This is a genomic window from Arthrobacter humicola (genome assembly GCF_022803015.1).
Classification (GTDB): domain Bacteria; phylum Actinomycetota; class Actinomycetes; order Actinomycetales; family Micrococcaceae; genus Arthrobacter; species Arthrobacter humicola_A.
Map to the genome: position 1 here is coordinate 313,578 of NZ_JAFKON010000001.1, position 15,736 is coordinate 329,313.

Annotated in this window: 14 protein-coding genes and 1 riboswitch; of the genes, 6 read left to right on the forward strand and 8 right to left on the reverse strand. The window is 67.0% G+C overall.

The window, feature by feature from the left end:
* Nucleotides 1–19: 19 nt before the first annotated feature.
* Both ARTB_RS01385 and ARTB_RS01390 read right to left on the reverse strand, forming a co-directional pair.
* Nucleotides 20–1,060, reverse strand: a complete 1,041-nt coding sequence (locus tag ARTB_RS01385; protein ID WP_243177290.1) for a Gfo/Idh/MocA family protein — start codon at nt 1,058–1,060, stop codon at nt 20–22.
* Between the two features lie 105 nt (nt 1,061–1,165).
* Nucleotides 1,166–1,861, reverse strand: a complete 696-nt coding sequence (locus tag ARTB_RS01390) for a maleylpyruvate isomerase family mycothiol-dependent enzyme (RefSeq protein WP_243177291.1) — start codon at nt 1,859–1,861, stop codon at nt 1,166–1,168.
* Between the two features lie 300 nt (nt 1,862–2,161).
* Here ARTB_RS01390 and ARTB_RS01395 point away from each other — a divergent pair, with 300 nt between their 5' ends.
* The 4 genes from ARTB_RS01395 to ARTB_RS01410 all read left to right on the forward strand — a co-directional run bounded on the left by ARTB_RS01395 (nt 2,162) and on the right by ARTB_RS01410 (nt 8,429).
* The gene (locus tag ARTB_RS01395) at nt 2,162–5,770 is read left to right on the forward strand and encodes a choice-of-anchor D domain-containing protein (RefSeq protein ID WP_243177292.1); all 3,609 of its coding nucleotides are present in this window, start codon (nt 2,162–2,164) and stop codon (nt 5,768–5,770) included.
* Nucleotides 5,771–5,959: 189 nt separating this feature from the next.
* Entirely contained in the window at nt 5,960–6,430 is a 471-nt protein-coding gene (locus tag ARTB_RS01400) for a nuclear transport factor 2 family protein (RefSeq protein WP_243177293.1), read from the forward strand.
* Nucleotides 6,431–6,616: 186 nt separating this feature from the next.
* Complete coding sequence (locus tag ARTB_RS01405; RefSeq protein WP_243177294.1) at nt 6,617–7,588, forward strand: dienelactone hydrolase family protein; 972 nt, start codon at nt 6,617–6,619, stop codon at nt 7,586–7,588.
* 43 nt (nt 7,589–7,631) lie between these two features.
* Nucleotides 7,632–8,429 carry a glycoside hydrolase family 16 protein gene (locus ARTB_RS01410; protein ID WP_243177295.1) on the forward strand — a complete coding sequence of 266 codons (798 nt, stop codon included), beginning with the start codon at nt 7,632–7,634 and terminating at the stop codon, nt 8,427–8,429.
* 9 nt (nt 8,430–8,438) lie between these two features.
* Here the strand turns inward: ARTB_RS01410 and ARTB_RS01415 are convergent, their stop codons facing one another.
* A complete protein-coding gene (locus ARTB_RS01415) occupies nt 8,439–8,777 on the reverse strand; it encodes a hypothetical protein (RefSeq protein ID WP_243177296.1) in 339 nt (112 codons plus the stop codon).
* A gap of 305 nt (nt 8,778–9,082) precedes the next feature.
* Here ARTB_RS01415 and ARTB_RS01420 point away from each other — a divergent pair, with 305 nt between their 5' ends.
* On the forward strand, nt 9,083–9,751 hold the full coding sequence (locus ARTB_RS01420; protein ID WP_243177297.1) for an aspartate/glutamate racemase family protein: 669 nt from the start codon (nt 9,083–9,085) through the stop codon (nt 9,749–9,751).
* A 75-nt stretch (nt 9,752–9,826) separates the two neighbouring features.
* Here ARTB_RS01420 and ARTB_RS01425 read toward each other — a convergent pair whose 3' ends face one another.
* The 3 genes from ARTB_RS01425 to ARTB_RS01435 all read right to left on the reverse strand — a co-directional run bounded on the left by ARTB_RS01425 (nt 9,827) and on the right by ARTB_RS01435 (nt 12,985).
* The gene (locus tag ARTB_RS01425) at nt 9,827–10,963 is read right to left on the reverse strand and encodes a glycoside hydrolase family 16 protein (protein WP_243177298.1); all 1,137 of its coding nucleotides are present in this window, start codon (nt 10,961–10,963) and stop codon (nt 9,827–9,829) included.
* A 268-nt stretch (nt 10,964–11,231) separates the two neighbouring features.
* Complete coding sequence (locus ARTB_RS01430; protein WP_243177975.1) at nt 11,232–12,029, reverse strand: esterase/lipase family protein; 798 nt, start codon at nt 12,027–12,029, stop codon at nt 11,232–11,234.
* Nucleotides 12,030–12,379: 350 nt separating this feature from the next.
* Entirely contained in the window at nt 12,380–12,985 is a 606-nt protein-coding gene (locus tag ARTB_RS01435; RefSeq protein WP_243177299.1) for a hypothetical protein, read from the reverse strand.
* A gap of 125 nt (nt 12,986–13,110) precedes the next feature.
* On the opposite strand from ARTB_RS01435, the gene ARTB_RS01440 reads away from it, so the two are divergent.
* Nucleotides 13,111–13,815, forward strand: coding sequence for a DNA alkylation repair protein (locus ARTB_RS01440; RefSeq protein WP_243177300.1), 705 nt, complete (start codon nt 13,111–13,113; stop codon nt 13,813–13,815).
* Nucleotides 13,816–13,873: 58 nt separating this feature from the next.
* Here the strand turns inward: ARTB_RS01440 and ARTB_RS01445 are convergent, their stop codons facing one another.
* Together ARTB_RS01445 and ARTB_RS01450 are read right to left on the reverse strand one after the other, a co-directional pair.
* Nucleotides 13,874–15,079: a cation:proton antiporter gene (locus tag ARTB_RS01445; RefSeq protein ID WP_243177301.1), complete on the reverse strand. Its 1,206-nt coding sequence runs from the start codon at nt 15,077–15,079 to the stop codon at nt 13,874–13,876.
* Entirely contained in the window at nt 15,076–15,324 is a 249-nt protein-coding gene (locus tag ARTB_RS01450; RefSeq protein ID WP_223916806.1) for a hypothetical protein, read from the reverse strand. Before ARTB_RS01450 ends, ARTB_RS01445 begins: the two co-directional genes overlap by 4 nt.
* A 202-nt stretch (nt 15,325–15,526) precedes the next feature.
* A riboswitch (cyclic di-AMP (ydaO/yuaA leader) is annotated at nt 15,527–15,729 on the forward strand.
* Nucleotides 15,730–15,736 lie beyond the last annotated feature (7 nt).

Consider the following 15,736-nt stretch of genomic DNA (forward strand, 5'->3'; position numbering starts at 1 on the left):
GGCCGCCCCAGCACCGGTACTAGGCGCGCCCGTGGTCCTTGTCGTCGCTGGCGTACGCGAGGCCGATCTGGCGCCGAACTTCGTCCATGGCCTCCATGACCTGAACGCTCTGCCGGGGCGGCAGGATGTCGGTGGCCATGGAGCCGGCCGCAATGAGCCGCTCCATTTCCTGCGCCTGGTATTGCATGCCGCGGCCGGTGACGGGTTCATCGAATCGCTCGACGACGTTTCCGTCGGCGTCGTATCTGGTGAAGGCCGACGGCGTGTACCAGACTGACGGGATCTCGATCCGGCCTTCGGTTCCGATGATCGAGGCCTGGTTTGGTCCTGCCGTGTCCAGCGCGCAGTGCAGCACGGCCTGCTGCCCGCCACCGTATTCGAAGATCATCGCGGTCTGCCGGTCAACTCCGGTTTCAGTCATGCTGGCCGCTGCCCGAATCCCGGTCGGCGCCCCGAAGACGTCGAAGGCGAAGGAGACGGGGTAGATGCCCAGGTCCAGGAGCGCTCCGCCGCCCAGCGCCGGGTCGTTGAGGCGGTGCGTCGGATCCTTGGGCAGATTCTGGTTGTGGTCAGCGATCACTGTGCGGACCTCGCCCAGGGCGCCGGACCGAATCAGCTCACGGATGCGGACCATGTGCGGAAGGTAGCGGGTCCACATGGCCTCAAGGGCGATCAGCCCTTTCGTCTCGGCGAGCTCCACGATCTCACGGGCCTGCCAGGCGTTCATGGCGAAGGGCTTTTCGATCAGCACGTGTTTACCGGCGTCAAGGGCCAACAGCGCATTCTCGTGGTGGAACGGGTGCGGCGTCGAAACGTAGACAACGTCGACGTCCGGGTCGGCCACGAGGTCCGCGTAGCTTCCATGGGACGTGGGGATCTGAAACCGGGCCGCGAACTCGGTCGCGGATGCCATGGTCCTGGAGCCGACGGCCTGGACCACCGAGCCGTTGTCGATCAGGTCCGGCGTTTGCAGCCCGGCGATGAACCCGGTGCCGAGAATTCCCCATCTGGCCCGGGGCGTGGAGAGACCTGCGGTGCCGGGTGTGGCCTGCTCTGACATGCGTTTGGGTTCCCTTCGACCATGCGCTCACGAAAGCATCGTGCGGCTCGTGGAGCGTCCACGGCTTCGCGGGACGTGTTCGTATCCTAATCCCGATGCCGGAACTCACGGTGTGAGCGGACCCCGAAGCACACGCAGGGCCGCGGCGGCGTCACCTTCAATGACGGCGTTCTCTGCCAGGTTGGATCGACCCCAAAGACCCAGATACATGACCGGCACTGGGGCGGAAATCAAGGCCACGGCGGCACCAGGTCCCAGTGTCCAGCTGGCGGCCCCTGGCACCTGGAAGGTCACAGCTTTGTCCGGGGGCGCCATCCGGTCCAGCCGCAGCTGCCGCGGCGCGAACATCGCCAGGACCTCGTCGACACCGTCGAGCATGAAGTTGTCGGCCAGCGCGGGGATCTCCAGGCCAAGCGCCTGGCAGGCGTCGACCAGGTGGATGGCATGTTCGTGGGCCTGTCGCCGAAGCCAGAACCGGGCGGTGCGCGGCGGCGGGCCAAAGGTCCAGCATTCGCTCTCGGGATCAAGGCCCGTCATTGTCTCGAGGAAGGGTGCGGTGCCCGCCAGAAACCAGGCCGCGGCGCCCTCGGCCGGCGGTGCAGGTTCCTGGACAAAGCTGCCCGTCCGGACCACCCCGGCTGCCCACCTCTCGATTGAGCCGAGATGCCCGAAGAGCTGCTCGAGCGTCCAGGCGGGGCACGCCGGAACGGCGCCGGCAAGCGTGCCCCGCGGCTGCCGGGCGAGCGTGCCGAGGTGGTCCAGGGAGTGGGCCAGTTCGGCAAGGAATCGATCGGGCGACATGGGGGGAGCCTAACGCGACGCCGGGGCAGTCCGCGGCCCGGGCCGGAATGCTGGGGCGATTCCGCGGCCCGGGCCGGAATGCTGGGGCGATTCCGCGGCCCGGCAAGTAGTCACTCGGGCGCGCCCGCCGACGGTGCAAGTAGCACTCGGAAGAAAACGGGAATCGCCGTCGAAAAGTCGAGTAGCCTCCACTCGCGCGCTCATCACACCCCGCTTCTAGGCTCCAAAGTACTGGGTTAATAAAGTCAATGTAGTGGTCAGAAACGGGTCTCAGCCATGCATGATCAAACAGAATCTTGGGTGTCGTCCGGCCAATTCCAGGGCCGACTGCGCGGTGGACATACGGGTGGGGCACCGCATCTCCGGCGGCAGCAGGCGGCCGGGATCCACGCCACTGAGCCCCGACGACGCGGGTGGTCCCGCGGCGCGTGGGCGTCCCTGCTGACGGCGACGCTCGCCCTCGCCGGGCTGTCCGTCGGTGGGACCGCCGTCGCGGACGTGGGGACCATCGCCCACGATTCGTTGAGGACCGGATGGGACCAGGACGAGGCCGGACTCTCGCCGTCGGCTGTCGCATCCTCAAATTTCGGCAAACTGTTCTCCGCAAAAGTGGACGGGCAGGTCTACGCCCAGCCTCTCGTGGTTGGCACGACCGTGATTGCCGCGACGGAAAACAATGCCGTCTACGGTCTGGACAGCGCGACGGGTGCGGCCAAGTGGTCGCGCAAACTCGGACCGTCGTGGCCGGCGTCGACGGTGCGCTGCAGTGACCTCACGCCCAACATCGGAATCACGTCCACCCCCGTTTACGACCCGGCTACGAAGAGTGTCTTCCTGCTGTCGAAGGCCAACGACGGGGCGACGGCCCAGCTCCCGCACTGGTACATGCATTCCCTCGATGTGGCCACCGGGGTGGAGAAGCCCGGCTTCCCCGTCGTCATCGATGGCGCGCCGACGAACGACCCCAGCCGCCCGTTCAATGCCATGACCGCGATGCAGCGCCCCGGGCTGCTGCTCATGAACGGGGTCGTGTATGCGGGATTTGCCAGCCATTGCGACTACACGCCCTTCGTCGGCTACGTCGTCGGCGTATCTACCGCGGGCCGGCAGACCACAATGTGGGCGACCGAATCCGGCAACGCCAATGCGGAGGGTGGGATCTGGCAATCCGGCGGAGGACTCGTGTCCGACGGTCCCGGTCAAATCCTGTTCACCACGGGAAACGGAATTTCACCCAATCCTGGCCCGGGATCGAAGCCGCCCACCACCTTGGCGGAGGCGGTGGTCCGGCTCCGGGTCGGCAGTGACGGCAACCTGAAAGCCACCGACTTCTTCAGCCCGGCCGACAACGCGAAACTGAACCGCAACGACGCCGATCTGGGGTCCGGCGCTCCCGTCGGGATCCCGGACGGCTATGGCACCGCAGCGCACCCGCACCTGATGGCCCAAATCGGCAAAGACGGCCACATGTACCTTCTGGACCGGGACAACCTGGGCGGCATGGCGCAGGGGCCTGGCGGAACCGACGCCGTCCTGGACAAGGCCGGTCCGTACAGCGGAGTGTGGGGAAAGCCCGCGTTTCTCGGGACAAGCAACGGTGGCTACCTCTATGTCGTCGAAAACAACGGGTACCTTCGCGCCTTCAAGATCGTCCCAGGCGCTTCGGGCGGGGTCAGCCTCGCCGCCGTCGGGACCTCCGCCGGCACGTTCGGGTTCAGCTCCGGTTCGCCGGTGGTGACGTCCTCCGGCAAGGACGGGTCCTCCGCCCTGGTCTGGGTGGTTTATGTCAGCGGAGGCACCGGAGCCGGCGCCGAACTGCGCGCCTACCGCGCGATACCGGACAACACCGGGAACCTCAAGGAAGTGTTCAGCGCCCCCCTGGGCATAGGGGCCAAGTTCTCCGCGGTGGCCACTGATAAGGGCCGCGTCTACGTGGGCACCCGGGACGGGCAGGTCTTGGGTTTCGGCGCCCCGACAACATCAGCGGTAGGGGCAAAGAACACCGACCTCGGCAACGTCGCGGTGGGGAAGACCGTGACCGGGAACGTGACGATCACCGCGTCACGGGCGGTAACGGTGAGCTCCATCACAACAAGCGCCCCGTTCAAGATCGGAACCACGCTCACGCTGCCCCGGAACCTGGCCAAGGGCGCAAGCATGACGGTACCCGTGAGCTTCTCGCCGACCGTTCCAGGCCAGGCGGACGGCACCCTGACGGTCAAAACGGCCGACGGCGAAACCGACCTCCTCGGCGTCCACGGCGTCGGCACGAAGGAGGGCCTGGGCGCGACTCCGGCCACGGTGCAGTTCACCGACGTCCCGACAAAAACGATCAGCCGGCAGACCGTCAACATCGTCAACACCGGCACAACCGTCGCCAGGATCACCGGGGTCACGCTGCCGGCCAACGCACAGCTCCGCGTCGACCCCGCCACGGTGCCGGGCGTGGGGCAGACCATCCAGCCCCTCGCGTCGGTGGCAGTGTCCATGACGTTCAGTCCCACGTCAACGAGTCCCGTGACCGACACGCTCGTCGTCACCAGTGACCGCGGGTCGGTAACCGTGAAGGTGACCGCGACCGCCGTCTCGGGCGCGGCGCACCTGCAGATGCCACGCACTCTGGACTTTGGTGACGTCCCCGTGGGGACCTCCGCCACCAGGGCATTCCAGATCACCAACACCGGTAACGTACCCATGACGATCACCAAGGCGAAAGCGCCGTTGGGGGTCTTTTCAACCACCACCCCCATTGCCGAGGGATTGAAGATTCCTGCGGGCGAATCCGCCTTCCAGAGCGTAACTTTCACGCCGACGGCCTTTGGGCAGGCGGGAACTTCGGAAACCTACTACCTGATCACGGCGGACGACGGCCAGGGTGCGTTGAAGGTGATGCTCACCGGGAAGGGCACCGACGACCCCATCGCCGCCTACGCGTGGAAAATCGGTGCGGGCGACCCGCGGTCGAACCTTGGCCGGTCGCTGACTTTGGAGTATCCCGTTGCTGGAGGGAAGTGCCAGGACTATGTGAAGGGTGTGATCTGCTGGTCCCCGGCGACCGGGGCACATTCGGTACGTGGAGAGGTTTACAAACGCTACAAGGCTGCGGGCGCTGCCGCGGGCGTGCTCGGCTTCCCGACGACCGACGAGAAGGGCTCGACGGACGGAGTGGGAAGGTACAACCACTTCTCCGGGGCGGGCGGGTCCTCGATTTACTGGACCCCGACGACCGGGGCCCACTTTGTCCTCGGTGCGATCCGGGCCAAATGGACGGCGCTGGGCGCGGAGACAGGGGCCCTGGGCTATCCGATCACGGATGAGAAGCGCAGTCCGGACGGGGTGGGGCGGTACAGCGACTTTTCCGGTTCGGGCGGGTCCTCGATTTACTGGTCGAAATCGACCCAGGCACACGCAATTGTAGGTGCGATCCGGGCCAAGTGGGCGGCAGTGGGCGCGGAGACGGGCCTGGGTTATCCGACCACAGACGAAAGAGGCTCCTCTGACGGCGTGGGGAGGTACCAGCACTTTTCCGGCGGAGGTGGAAACTCGATTTTCTGGTCGCCGAAGACCGGGGCGCACTATGTGCTCGGTGCGATCCGGGCCAAGTGGGCGGCCGTGGGCTGGGAGACGGGCCTGGGCTACCCGACCACAGACGAGAGGGGCGCCGCTGATGGCGTGGGGCAGTACCAGCACTTTTCCGGCGGAGGTGGAAACTCGATTTTCTGGTCGCCGAAGTCAGGGGCGCACTATGTGCTGGGTGCGATCCGGGCGAGGTGGGCCTCCCTCGGCTGGGAGAGGAGCCGGCTGGGCTATCCGACCCGGGACGAGTATGCCGTTTCTGTCGGCCGGGCCTCGGACTTTCAACGCGGCCGCCTGACATGGAATTCGAGCACCTACAAGGTTACTGGCTAGCGGTGCCCGCGTCAGTTCAGGAATTCCCGGACCGATTGGCGCCTGGACCTCACCGGTCTGGGCCCGATCGGTCCGGACCTGTGCGGCCAGACCTAGTCGGTCGGGAACCGGGCGACGGCGGAGGCGTAGATTGACGATGCGGGCTGGCCGGATCCCGGCCCTAGTGGGGGCCCGTTAATGGGGCTGTGCATGAAACAGAGCACGAGCTCCGCCACACCGAGGAGTGATCACGTCAGCCAATATATCCAACGCCTGCTTGCTGCGTTCAATGTCCACGACCTTGAGGCAGCGGCCGCGTTGTTCCATGAGTCGTACCAAAGCGTGCAGCCGGTCCACCCGGGCAGGGCATTTGTGGGACGGGCGCAGATGCACGCGAACTGGGCAGCGATGTTCGCTGGCGTTCCCGATTTTCACGCAGAAGTGCTCCGCTCCGTGGACGACGGTAATACCACGTGGAGTGAATGGACCTGGGCCGGCACCCGGACTGATGGGCGGCCCTTCGACATGCGCGGGGTGACGATCTTCGAGATCGAGGACGGCCTCATTACGAGCGGAAGACTCTACATGCAAGAGATCGAACGAGGGGATGAGGGCATCGCAGAGGCAGTCCAGACGCTGTCGGGGCGCCGGCCTGCCCGGCCCCCGGAACCCGAGGACTGAAATGGCTGGCCTCAGGCGGCTGGGAGAAGGCTGCGCGCGCGTTTGACCGTTGTGGCCTCGTGCCGGGGCTGCGTCGAGGCGTCGTCGTCATTGTTGGCAAGTGGCGCCGTCGGGCCGGCCTGTGCAGGCCCCTTGCCGGACATCTGACTTCGGAGGAGGATGATCGGCACACTGAGGAGGCCCGCCATGACCCAGCTTGGCAAGTTTGAGAAGTACCTGATTGAGGAATTCTTCGACGACTACCGCTCCGGCGCCATGAGCCAGCACACGTTCACGCGCCGGGTGGCGTTCATCACCGGCAGCATGGCGGCGGCCTCGGCAGCGATGCTCCTGGTGGGCTGCACGCCCGAGGAGGTTCCCCGCAGTACCGACCCCATGCCGACGCCGACTTCGTCCGCGCCGGGGTCCGGCACCGCGTCCGCGGGCGCGGTGCCGGGGGCCAAGAGCCCGTTGTCGGTCCCGGAGGGCGCGGCCGGACTCACGACGGCGACCGTGCAATTCGCCTCGGGCGGCACCGACATCAGCGGCTATCTCGCACGGCCCGACCATGGGGCCGCCGGGCCGGCCGTGCTGGTCTGCCACGAGAACCGCGGGCTGACACCGCATATCCAGGATGTGGCGCGCCGCTTCGCCAAAGCCGGATACGCCGCACTGGCCCTGGACCTGCTGAGCAGGGAAGGCGGTACCGCAGGTATGGATCCGGACGCTGTCCCGGGAGCACTGACCCAGGCCGGGGCGCAGCGTCACGTTTCCGACTTCACGGCCGGCTTTGACTACCTGAACGCCCAGGACTTCGTTGATCACGGGCGGATCGCCATGAACGGCTTCTGCTTCGGTGGCGGCATCACGTGGCAGTCGGCGACGGCGATCCCGGGCCTGTTGGCGACCTCGGCGTTCTACGGACCCGCGCCTGACCTGGACAAGGTCCCGGCCATCAAGGCGGCCGTCTTCGGCGTCTACGCCGAACTTGACCAGCGGATCACCGGCGCCATGCCGGCGCTCCGGGATGCCTTGGCCAAAACTGATGTCCGGAACGAGCTCAAGATCTATCCCGGCGTGGACCACGCCTTCCACAATGACACCGGGCCGCGCTACAACCAGGAGCAGGCCACGGCCGCATGGAACGACACGCTCGCCTGGTTTGGCAATTACGTGTAAGGGCGGGGCCGCCGGAGACACCTCCCGACCGGATGGAGACGCGATGTTCGCAAACCGCAGGACCGCGGCGTTGGGCGCTGCAGGCGCCTTGGCCCTTGCCGGGTGTGGTGCCGCACCAGCGTCCAGGGAGCGGGCGCCGGCGATAGACCGTGCGGCCGCCGTGACCCCCGGGACGCAGGCCGCCGTCTCCGACGGGACGCAGGCCGCCGTCGGCCACGGCTGGGGACCGGTGGTGGCGGGCGACGAATTTAATTATGCAGGGCCGCCTGACCCCGCGAAATGGACTGTCTACGCGGGCCCTGGGCACGCGGGCAAGGGGATCCGGAGTCCGGATGCGCTGGGTGTAGGCGGCGGGGTCTTGACTGTCAGCGGCGACGCCGCGGGCACCACTGGCGGCATGTCCGCCAGGTTTGCCCAGCAGCGGTACGGCCGCTGGGAGGCCAGGATGAAAATTGGACAGCGGGATCTGCAATATCACCCTGTCCTGATCCTGTGGCCGAACAACAACATCTCGTCCACGTGCGCCGAGATTGACTACGCAGAGGGGAGCGTTAACACCGCCCAAATCAAGTTCTTCCTGCACTACGCCTGCGGTGGCCCGAACTTCCAGACCACCGCGGCCAAGACGATCGACACGACGCAATGGCACAACTATGCAGTCGAGTGGACCCCCGCCGGAATTACCGGATACCTCGATGGGTCCTTGTGGTTTGTGGACACGAACCCGACGCATCAGCCCACGGTAGGCATGCACCAAACGGTGCAACTGGACTGGTTTCCCAACGGGACGCCCACCAAACCCAGCCAGATGCAGGTCGACTGGATCCGCGTTTACAAGTAAGCGTTGCGCTTACTCGCCCGAGGCAAATTCCGGCCGGAACGGGCCGCCAGCCTCCGACGCCCCTTCGCGGTGCCCGTCCAATGCCTTCAACGCCGCAAGGTGCTCCAGCAGCGCCCGTTCCGGATGTCCGGGATGGGCAGCCAGCTGCTGGCGCAGCAGTTCCCGTGCGCGGGCTTGTTCCGGGGCGCTGTCGTCGAGGACGGCGTCAATGATTCTGGCGGCCTGATGTCGGATTCCGGCGGCAGATGCGGCATGTTCCGCACCGGATACCAGGTTCTCGGGATCCTGTTCTTCGAGGCGTCCTGGAGTGGACGACGGCTCCACCGACATGGCTGTTCCTTTGGTCATCGTTCCGGCTGAGTCCGGAACCGGCCTGCCGCCTTCCCCCAATCCCCGGGTACTGTACCCGGGTCCTAAGACGGGCCACCGTGACAAACGTACAACGACGCCGGGCCGCCAACCCCACACGGAAGCGAAGTTTTCGCCAAGTTTCATGCACAAGGCGCCGTGCCGCTGCCCGCGGAATGCTAACGGCGGCCGGCGCCACGGGGCGTATCCGCTGCAGCGCTTGTGTTGGTCATCTGCCCGAAAAGACGCGGAAATACTCGCCGGGTAGCCTCGAACCAACGAATCCGTTCGAAAGGTAGTACGCCATGCGTGTTGGACTGATCCGGGTGATGACGACGTCGGACCGACGCCTGCTCCACGCCCACGGGAAACTCCTCCAGGAAGCATTCGGATTTACCGTCACATCCCGCTGTATTCCGGACCAGCCGTCCGGCGTCTACGACCAGGCGTCGCTCGAATCTGCGGCCCCCAAGGTTGTCCGGCTGGCGAGGGTCATGGCGGGGGATGCTGACGCCCTGATTATCAGCTGCGCCTCCGACCCCGGGCTGGCCGCCACCCGGGCAGCCGTGGATATCCCGGTCATCGGGGCGGGCTCCGCAGCCGCGGCCGCGGCTCTGACCTTCGGCGGCCGGATTGGAGTTTTGGGTCTCGGCGCACACGTACCGGGCCCGATCTCGGATGCACTGGGCGAACGCATGCTGCTCATTGACGGGCAGGGAAGGATCGAAACACCCGACGCGTTCCTCATGCCTGCCGGGATTTTCGACGCCCTCGCCGCGGCCCACATGCTGGTTGACGCCGGCGCCGACATGATCGTCCAGGCCAGCACGGGCCTGAGCAGCATCGGCATGGCGGACGTGCTCCGCCGCCGGCTCGGGGTTCCGGTGATCGACGCCGTGACGGCGGCCGGGTCAATGCTGGTCTCAGCGGTAGCCGCCGGGAACTTCAAGGGGTTTGAGTCCTGCCGCCTGTAGCGGCGCGTCCTCGGCCAACACCAAGGCAGCCCCGCGCCGCAATACGGCGCGGGGCTGCCTGGCGATTTGCCGGTCCTACTTGTAGACGCGGACCCAGTCGACCTGCATCTGTGAAGGCTTGGTGGCCGACCCGTCGGGGAACCAGTCCAGCTGCAGTGTCTGGTGCATGCCCACGGAGGGCAGGTGCGCGGGGTTCGTGTCGGAGAAGGTCTTCACGCCGTCGATGTAACCGGTGATGCCGGCCGGGGTCCACTCGACTGCATAGTTGTGCCATTGCGTCGTGTCGATCGTCTTGGCCGCCGTGGTCTGGAAGTTCGAGCCGCCGCAGGCATAGTGCAGGAAGAACTTGATCTGTGCGGTGTTGGTGCTGCCCTCGGCGTAGTCGATCTCGGCACAGTTGGGGGAGGTGTTGTTGTTGGGCCACAGGATCAGCACGGGGTGGTACTCCGGGTCCCGGGCGTTGGTCCGCATGCGCGTCTCCCACTTGCCGTATTTCTGCTGGGCAAATTTGGCCGACATGCCGCCCGTGGTGCCGGCCGAGTCGCCGCTGACCGTGGCCACGCCATTGGCAACCGACCAGGCCTGCGGGCTCCTGACACCGTTGCCGGCATGTCCGGATCCCTTGAAGACGCTCCACTTGGTGGAGTCGGGGGCGCCGGCCTTGGAGAACTCGTCACCCGCGACAACCGCACCCCAGCCCCGTGCCGTGGCGGCCTGGGAACCGTCGCCGGTCGCGGCGACGGCGGCCTGGGCAGCGACGGGCGCCGTTACCGCCGTCGGCGCCGGAGCGGCTGCCGCTTGGGCGCCAGCTGCCGGAGCAACAGGCGCGGCGGCCCGTGCAGGTGCCGCATCGGCTCCGGGAGCCGCATCGGCTCCGGGAGCCGCAGGTGGGCCGGCGGTACCAGTGGCAGGCTTGGGGGCCGAGGGGACCGCCGGCTTCGGCGCTGCGGCCACCGGGGCCGTGGCCTTCGCGGCAGGATGCGCGGCCTGGGTTGCCGCCGAGGACGTGGAGTCCGCAGCGGAATGCGCGGCCCCGGTGGCCGGTGAAACTGCTGCGGCGCCCGTCGCGGGTCCGGCGCTGCAGCCGGTCAGGGACAGTGCGCCCAGGCTCAGAGCAATCGCTACTTTGTTTAGCTGTGGTGCCGTGGAGCGTGCCTTCGGCCGTGCATCTTTGAACGTTGATTTATTGAACAGCGGTGTTTTATTGAACAACGGACCCCTCCGGGCTTTCGTGGCTGGCACGCACAACCGACGCTGCCAGGGCGGCGGATAATGCGGGAAGTTTCATCCGGCCCCTGCAGCAATGCAGGGGCGAGCAGACGCCGAACGGCGCAACGGGGCCCTGCAAAGGGGCGGTCCGGGGCCCTGCATTCGGGCCGGGCCTCGCGGCCAGCGGCCAACGTTACCGGACCGTTACCTCGGCCCGCAAACCTCCCGGATGCATGACGTTCCGCACGCCGCCTCCGCCCGGGGTGCCGCGCTACACGCAGCTGGGCTGATATGCCGGGTTGCCCGGGCGGCCGGCCGGCTGACGAAGAGCGTCGGACACGAGACGCTGGGTGACGGGGTCGTTGGGCGCCTGGTCATGGTCAATCACGTCTGCCGGGCACTTGTCCTGGATGGTGATATTGGTGACCTGCTGGGCCGGGCCGGCGAGGAACTGGCTGGGGTAGGGCGTCACCACCTCGTCGTGCGTTGTGGAGATCACCGTGTAGGCCGGACCGGGAACCGTGTCGCCAATGGAGTTGAGCTCGGTGAGGAACGGAGAACCAGCCTGCTGGTCGGCGCAGGCCTGGCAATTCGACCCTCCCACTGAGGTGGCCGGCGGAACGGCGTCCGGTGTCGGCGTGATGAGCCCGCGGGTTCCGTGGTTGGACGGGGCGATGCCCACAAGGTGGTTCACCTTGTCCGCGCCTCCAAGGAATCCGAGGTAGTAGCGCGGCATCATGCCGCCCTGGCTGTGGCCCACGAGATCAACTTTCCTGGCACCCGTCGAGGCCAGTACCTTCTCGACAAACGGGGCGAGCTGACGGGCTGAGTCTGCCACCGGGCCCGTGGCGTCGACGCCGTTGGTCGCACCGTAGTTCAGCGCGAAAACGCAGTAGCCCTGGCTCTTTAGCGCCGGCGACATCGTCGCCCAGTTCTTCGCCATGTTCTCGAAGGTTCCCGGCACCAGGACCACCGGGTAGGGGTGGGCTGCCGAGGGCTTGCAGGACCAGTCATTCGCGCCGGGCGGCGAAACGTCAATGGTGTCGGCCTGGGCCGCCGGCACACCCATCGGGGATGCGCCAAGCAGCGCCAAGGTCGCAGCTGCCAGCGTTGCGAATGCTGCGGGCGTTTTCGGGCATGGCACGGATTACCTCTTCGGTTGGACGCGTCATCTGTGACGGTCTGTGGGAATGGAAGTGAGGTAGGGATCAGCCCCCGTTGTGATCCGACTCACGTCTCTCAATTCACGCTAGGGAAGGTGCTCCGCGGATCGCTCCAACATGCACGTTTGTGCATGCATTTTTCGACGGCAATGGTAAATGGTGACAGTTGGGGTCGCGTGGGGAGACTGCTGCACAGTTGTGCAGGTACGGGCATGCCGCCCGCCGTCGCCTCCGGCCACCTCACTCTCCGGTCACCTCACTCTCCGGGCGGGAAATCGTAGGAGGCGTGGATCGTCGCCGGCGCGGTGCCGTAGGACAGGACGATCTCGTCGTGCGCCTTGAACGGGAGGTCCCGGATCCCGGCGTCGAACTTCCGGCCGTTCACGTAAACGGTCCAGCCTTCCAGCGAACCCCCACCGGTGCCGGGGGCGCCGGTGCCACCGAGGACGCCCCACTCCGTCAGGAGCTGCCCGAGGGTGAAGGCCTGGCCGGCGGTGGGTGACTCGATGTGGACCACGCCCGTGGTGTCGTGGGTGTGCAGTGCTGAGATGCCGTTGGCCCTGTGGTCAGCTCCGGCGGTGATGCCGATATTTGCCGGCACCGCGATGGGCTTGCCTTCCTTCAGCACGTCCAGATGTGCGTGATAGTGGTCCACGTTGCCCTCCGCCGTCAGCACCGTGAGGCCGGCCTGGGTGATCCGGCCGGGCGCCCCCGTGATGTCTAAAGCAAAATCAGGGGCCGGCGCCGCGGATGCCGCAGGTGACTCAGGCGACGGTGCGGTAGATGGCGCAGGGGCGGCGCACCCTGCCACCCCCAGCGTCATGGCGGAAAGTGCGATGGCGAGTGTCAGCTTGGTGTGCATGGTTGCGTAAACCGCTTTCGATCGGAGGCTTGCCAGTTCAGTCTAGGCAGATGGTCCGGGCCCGCCGCCCAGGACGGCTTGGCACCGCGTTTCCGCCGGGAGCCGCGAGGGGAAAGAATGGGCAGGTGAGTGATGCCGGCGAATTCATCGACCTCTCGCTGCAGCGCGAAGCTTCCTGGCGCCGCGCTGAGCAGCTTCAGGCGCGGCTGGAAACGGAGCCGGCGGGCAGCGGCCTCCGGTTCTACGGCACGTCCGTGGGCGCCGTGCGCGGCACGGTCCGGGATGCCGGCCGCCGCTATCCCGGGCTGTCCCGCGATGAGGTCACTTTGCTGAGTTCCGAACTGTGGGGCTCCGGGCCCGGAGGCTCCGGCCGGGGGCCTGCGCCGGTTTTCGAGCGCCGGCTGGCCGCCGTGGTCCTGCTCCAGGCCAACGTGAAGCTGCTGACCAACTCCGACCTCACCCGGCTGGAGGGCTTCATCCGGCAGGCGCGGGTGCGGGACCTTGTGGATCCGCTCGCCGTCGACGTCGTCGGACCCCTGGTGGACGGACTCGATGTTCTGGCCAGGGTGCGGGCCGACAGCGTGCTGGACCGGTGGGTGCGCGAGCCCGATGCCTGGCTGCGCCGGGCCGCGCTTCTCTCGCCGTTGCTGGCGCTGCGCGCGGGCGCGGGGGACTGGGACAGGTTCGTCCGGCACGCCAACGCGGTGCTCGGCGAACCGGGCGGCATGTTCGACGCCGACGGCACGGCTGTCCGGGATGCCGTCTCCCGGGTCCTGGCAGAGATGGCAAAGCGGAGGCCGGAGCTGCAATTCACATCCGTTGGAGAATGACGATCCGAACCTTCGCCGCCGGCTCGGCTTTGGTCCGGGCATGTAGACATTCGGACTGTCAGGCCGTCGGACCCCCCGGATCGCCCTGCTCGACGGCGCTGCCGGAATTTCCGGACTTGCCGCCAGCATTTGCCGGGACCGCGAAAGTCCTCGCCGCCCGTGACCCGGCGACTGCGCTCGCGGCTATGGTGACAAGCGCTCCCACCAGCAGGGCCGCGGCCTCGCCTGGGAGCAGGACCTGAAGCTGCGTGCCGATGCTCGCCGCAGCCACCGGTACGCCAAGCTGCGCCGCTGACAACACCCCCAGCGACAGCGGGAGTCCCAGGAAAGCCAGGTCGGCGTGCGCCAGCAGGGCCCCGGCCCCCAGCAACAGGCCGAGGGCCATCATGTCCGGGTGCCCGGCCAGGTCCTTGAGCGTCAGCGATGCACCCAGCCACACGAAGAAGAGCGGACCCAGGAAGCCGTCGCTGAGCGCGAACAGTTGCCGGGCCAGCCGCCGCGGTTCGCCGACCGCAGCCATCACCAGGCCGAAAGAAAAGCCTGCCATCATCACAGACACATTGCTCCACGTCGCGACACCGGCCAGGGTGAAGAGCACGGCCAGCTGGATCCGTAGCTCCAGGGCAAACTTGCGGCTTTCCGAGAGCCGGTGCACGCGCCGACGGATTCCTTGGCGCTCCAGCCAGCGCAAGCCGACAAAGAGCACTACCGCGCACCCGGTCACCGCGAGGACACCCAGCGCCGCCTGGACTGCGTGGGGCGGATCCACCAGGAGCGGCAACGCCACAATGCAGGCTGTGTCGGCAATTGCCACCTGCGCTGTCATAGCGACGACATCTGGCCCGCCGAGGCGCAGGGAATCGACGATTGGAAGCACCAGGGCTGCCGACGAGGACGCCAGCAGCACGACGTAGAGGGGAGCATGTCCAGTCCCGAACAGCAGACCGATGCCGGTTCCGACCACCACCGCTGCCGCTGCGGCCACCATCGCCCGGCGGGAGCCTTTGCCGAGGGCGCCACGGATGTGCGGATCCCGCACGGGAACGTGGGTGCCTGCCACGAACATCATCAGCGCAAACCCGATATTGGCCAGCAGGGTGAACGTCGGGTCCGCGGGGTCCACCAGGGCCAGGCCTGAGCGCCCGATCGCGATGCCGGCCAGCAGCTCACCCAGCATGACAGGCAAGTGCCAGCGCGCCGGCAGGGCCAGCAGGGGGCCGGCCAGGGCGATGACGGCGATCAGCGCCAGGGACAGGAAGGTCACGGTTCTCGGCGGCCGGCCGGCGCCGGGCCTGACCGCCGTTCCACCACCGCGTAGGCCTTGCCGTCCAGGAAGGCCCAGTCGTTGACAACCATGTACCCGAGCGCGTCCACCCGGTCATTGAGGATGTGCTCGTCGAAACCCCCGTCACGCGGTTCCGCGTCCCAGGTGCTCACGTGGACGTCCCCGCCGTCGAGGATCAGCAGCTCGGTGTTGACGTCGAAATCCTCTTGGGGCTGAGTGCTCAACTGGCAGATGGCGACACAATGGCTGTTCATTTTCGGGCCTCCGCTTCCGGTGGTGCTGATGGCATCATCCTATGTTCGGAAACGGCGCCGCCCTATGGGCAAAATTGCGGCCCGGCATCATGGCTCCGTTACCTGAATGTGACTTTCGGGTGCGGTTCGCGCTACGGTTGATGAGTGCCTGTTGTCTCCGATACGGGCGCTCCCCAGCCGATTGCCTAACTCTGCCGCGGCCCGGGGGTAACTCGCATCAACGTCCGGCAGAGACGGGGAAACCACTTTCGACCTGCTGATATGCAGGTCTTGGGGTGAAGCCGCACAGTGCCCGCAACGACGGGCCCGGGAGTGCGGCCGGGTGCCTCCCATCCGAATCCGACAGCTCACCTCGCAGGCATTGGGAGAGGCTACATTTTTC

Coding starts and splice junctions, on each gene's coding strand:
- ARTB_RS01435 (WP_243177299.1), bottom strand. CDS start 12,985: ATGCACACCAAGCTGACACTCGCCATCGCACTTTCCGCCATGACGCTG.
- ARTB_RS01385 (WP_243177290.1), bottom strand. CDS start 1,060: ATGTCAGAGCAGGCCACACCCGGCACCGCAGGTCTCTCCACGCCCCGG.
- ARTB_RS01420 (WP_243177297.1), top strand. CDS start 9,083: ATGCGTGTTGGACTGATCCGGGTGATGACGACGTCGGACCGACGCCTG.
- ARTB_RS01430 (WP_243177975.1), bottom strand. CDS start 12,029: ATGGGTGTGCCGGCGGCCCAGGCCGACACCATTGACGTTTCGCCGCCC.
- ARTB_RS01390 (WP_243177291.1), bottom strand. CDS start 1,861: ATGTCGCCCGATCGATTCCTTGCCGAACTGGCCCACTCCCTGGACCAC.
- ARTB_RS01400 (WP_243177293.1), top strand. CDS start 5,960: ATGAAACAGAGCACGAGCTCCGCCACACCGAGGAGTGATCACGTCAGC.
- ARTB_RS01410 (WP_243177295.1), top strand. CDS start 7,632: ATGTTCGCAAACCGCAGGACCGCGGCGTTGGGCGCTGCAGGCGCCTTG.
- ARTB_RS01415 (WP_243177296.1), bottom strand. CDS start 8,777: ATGACCAAAGGAACAGCCATGTCGGTGGAGCCGTCGTCCACTCCAGGA.
- ARTB_RS01405 (WP_243177294.1), top strand. CDS start 6,617: ATGACCCAGCTTGGCAAGTTTGAGAAGTACCTGATTGAGGAATTCTTC.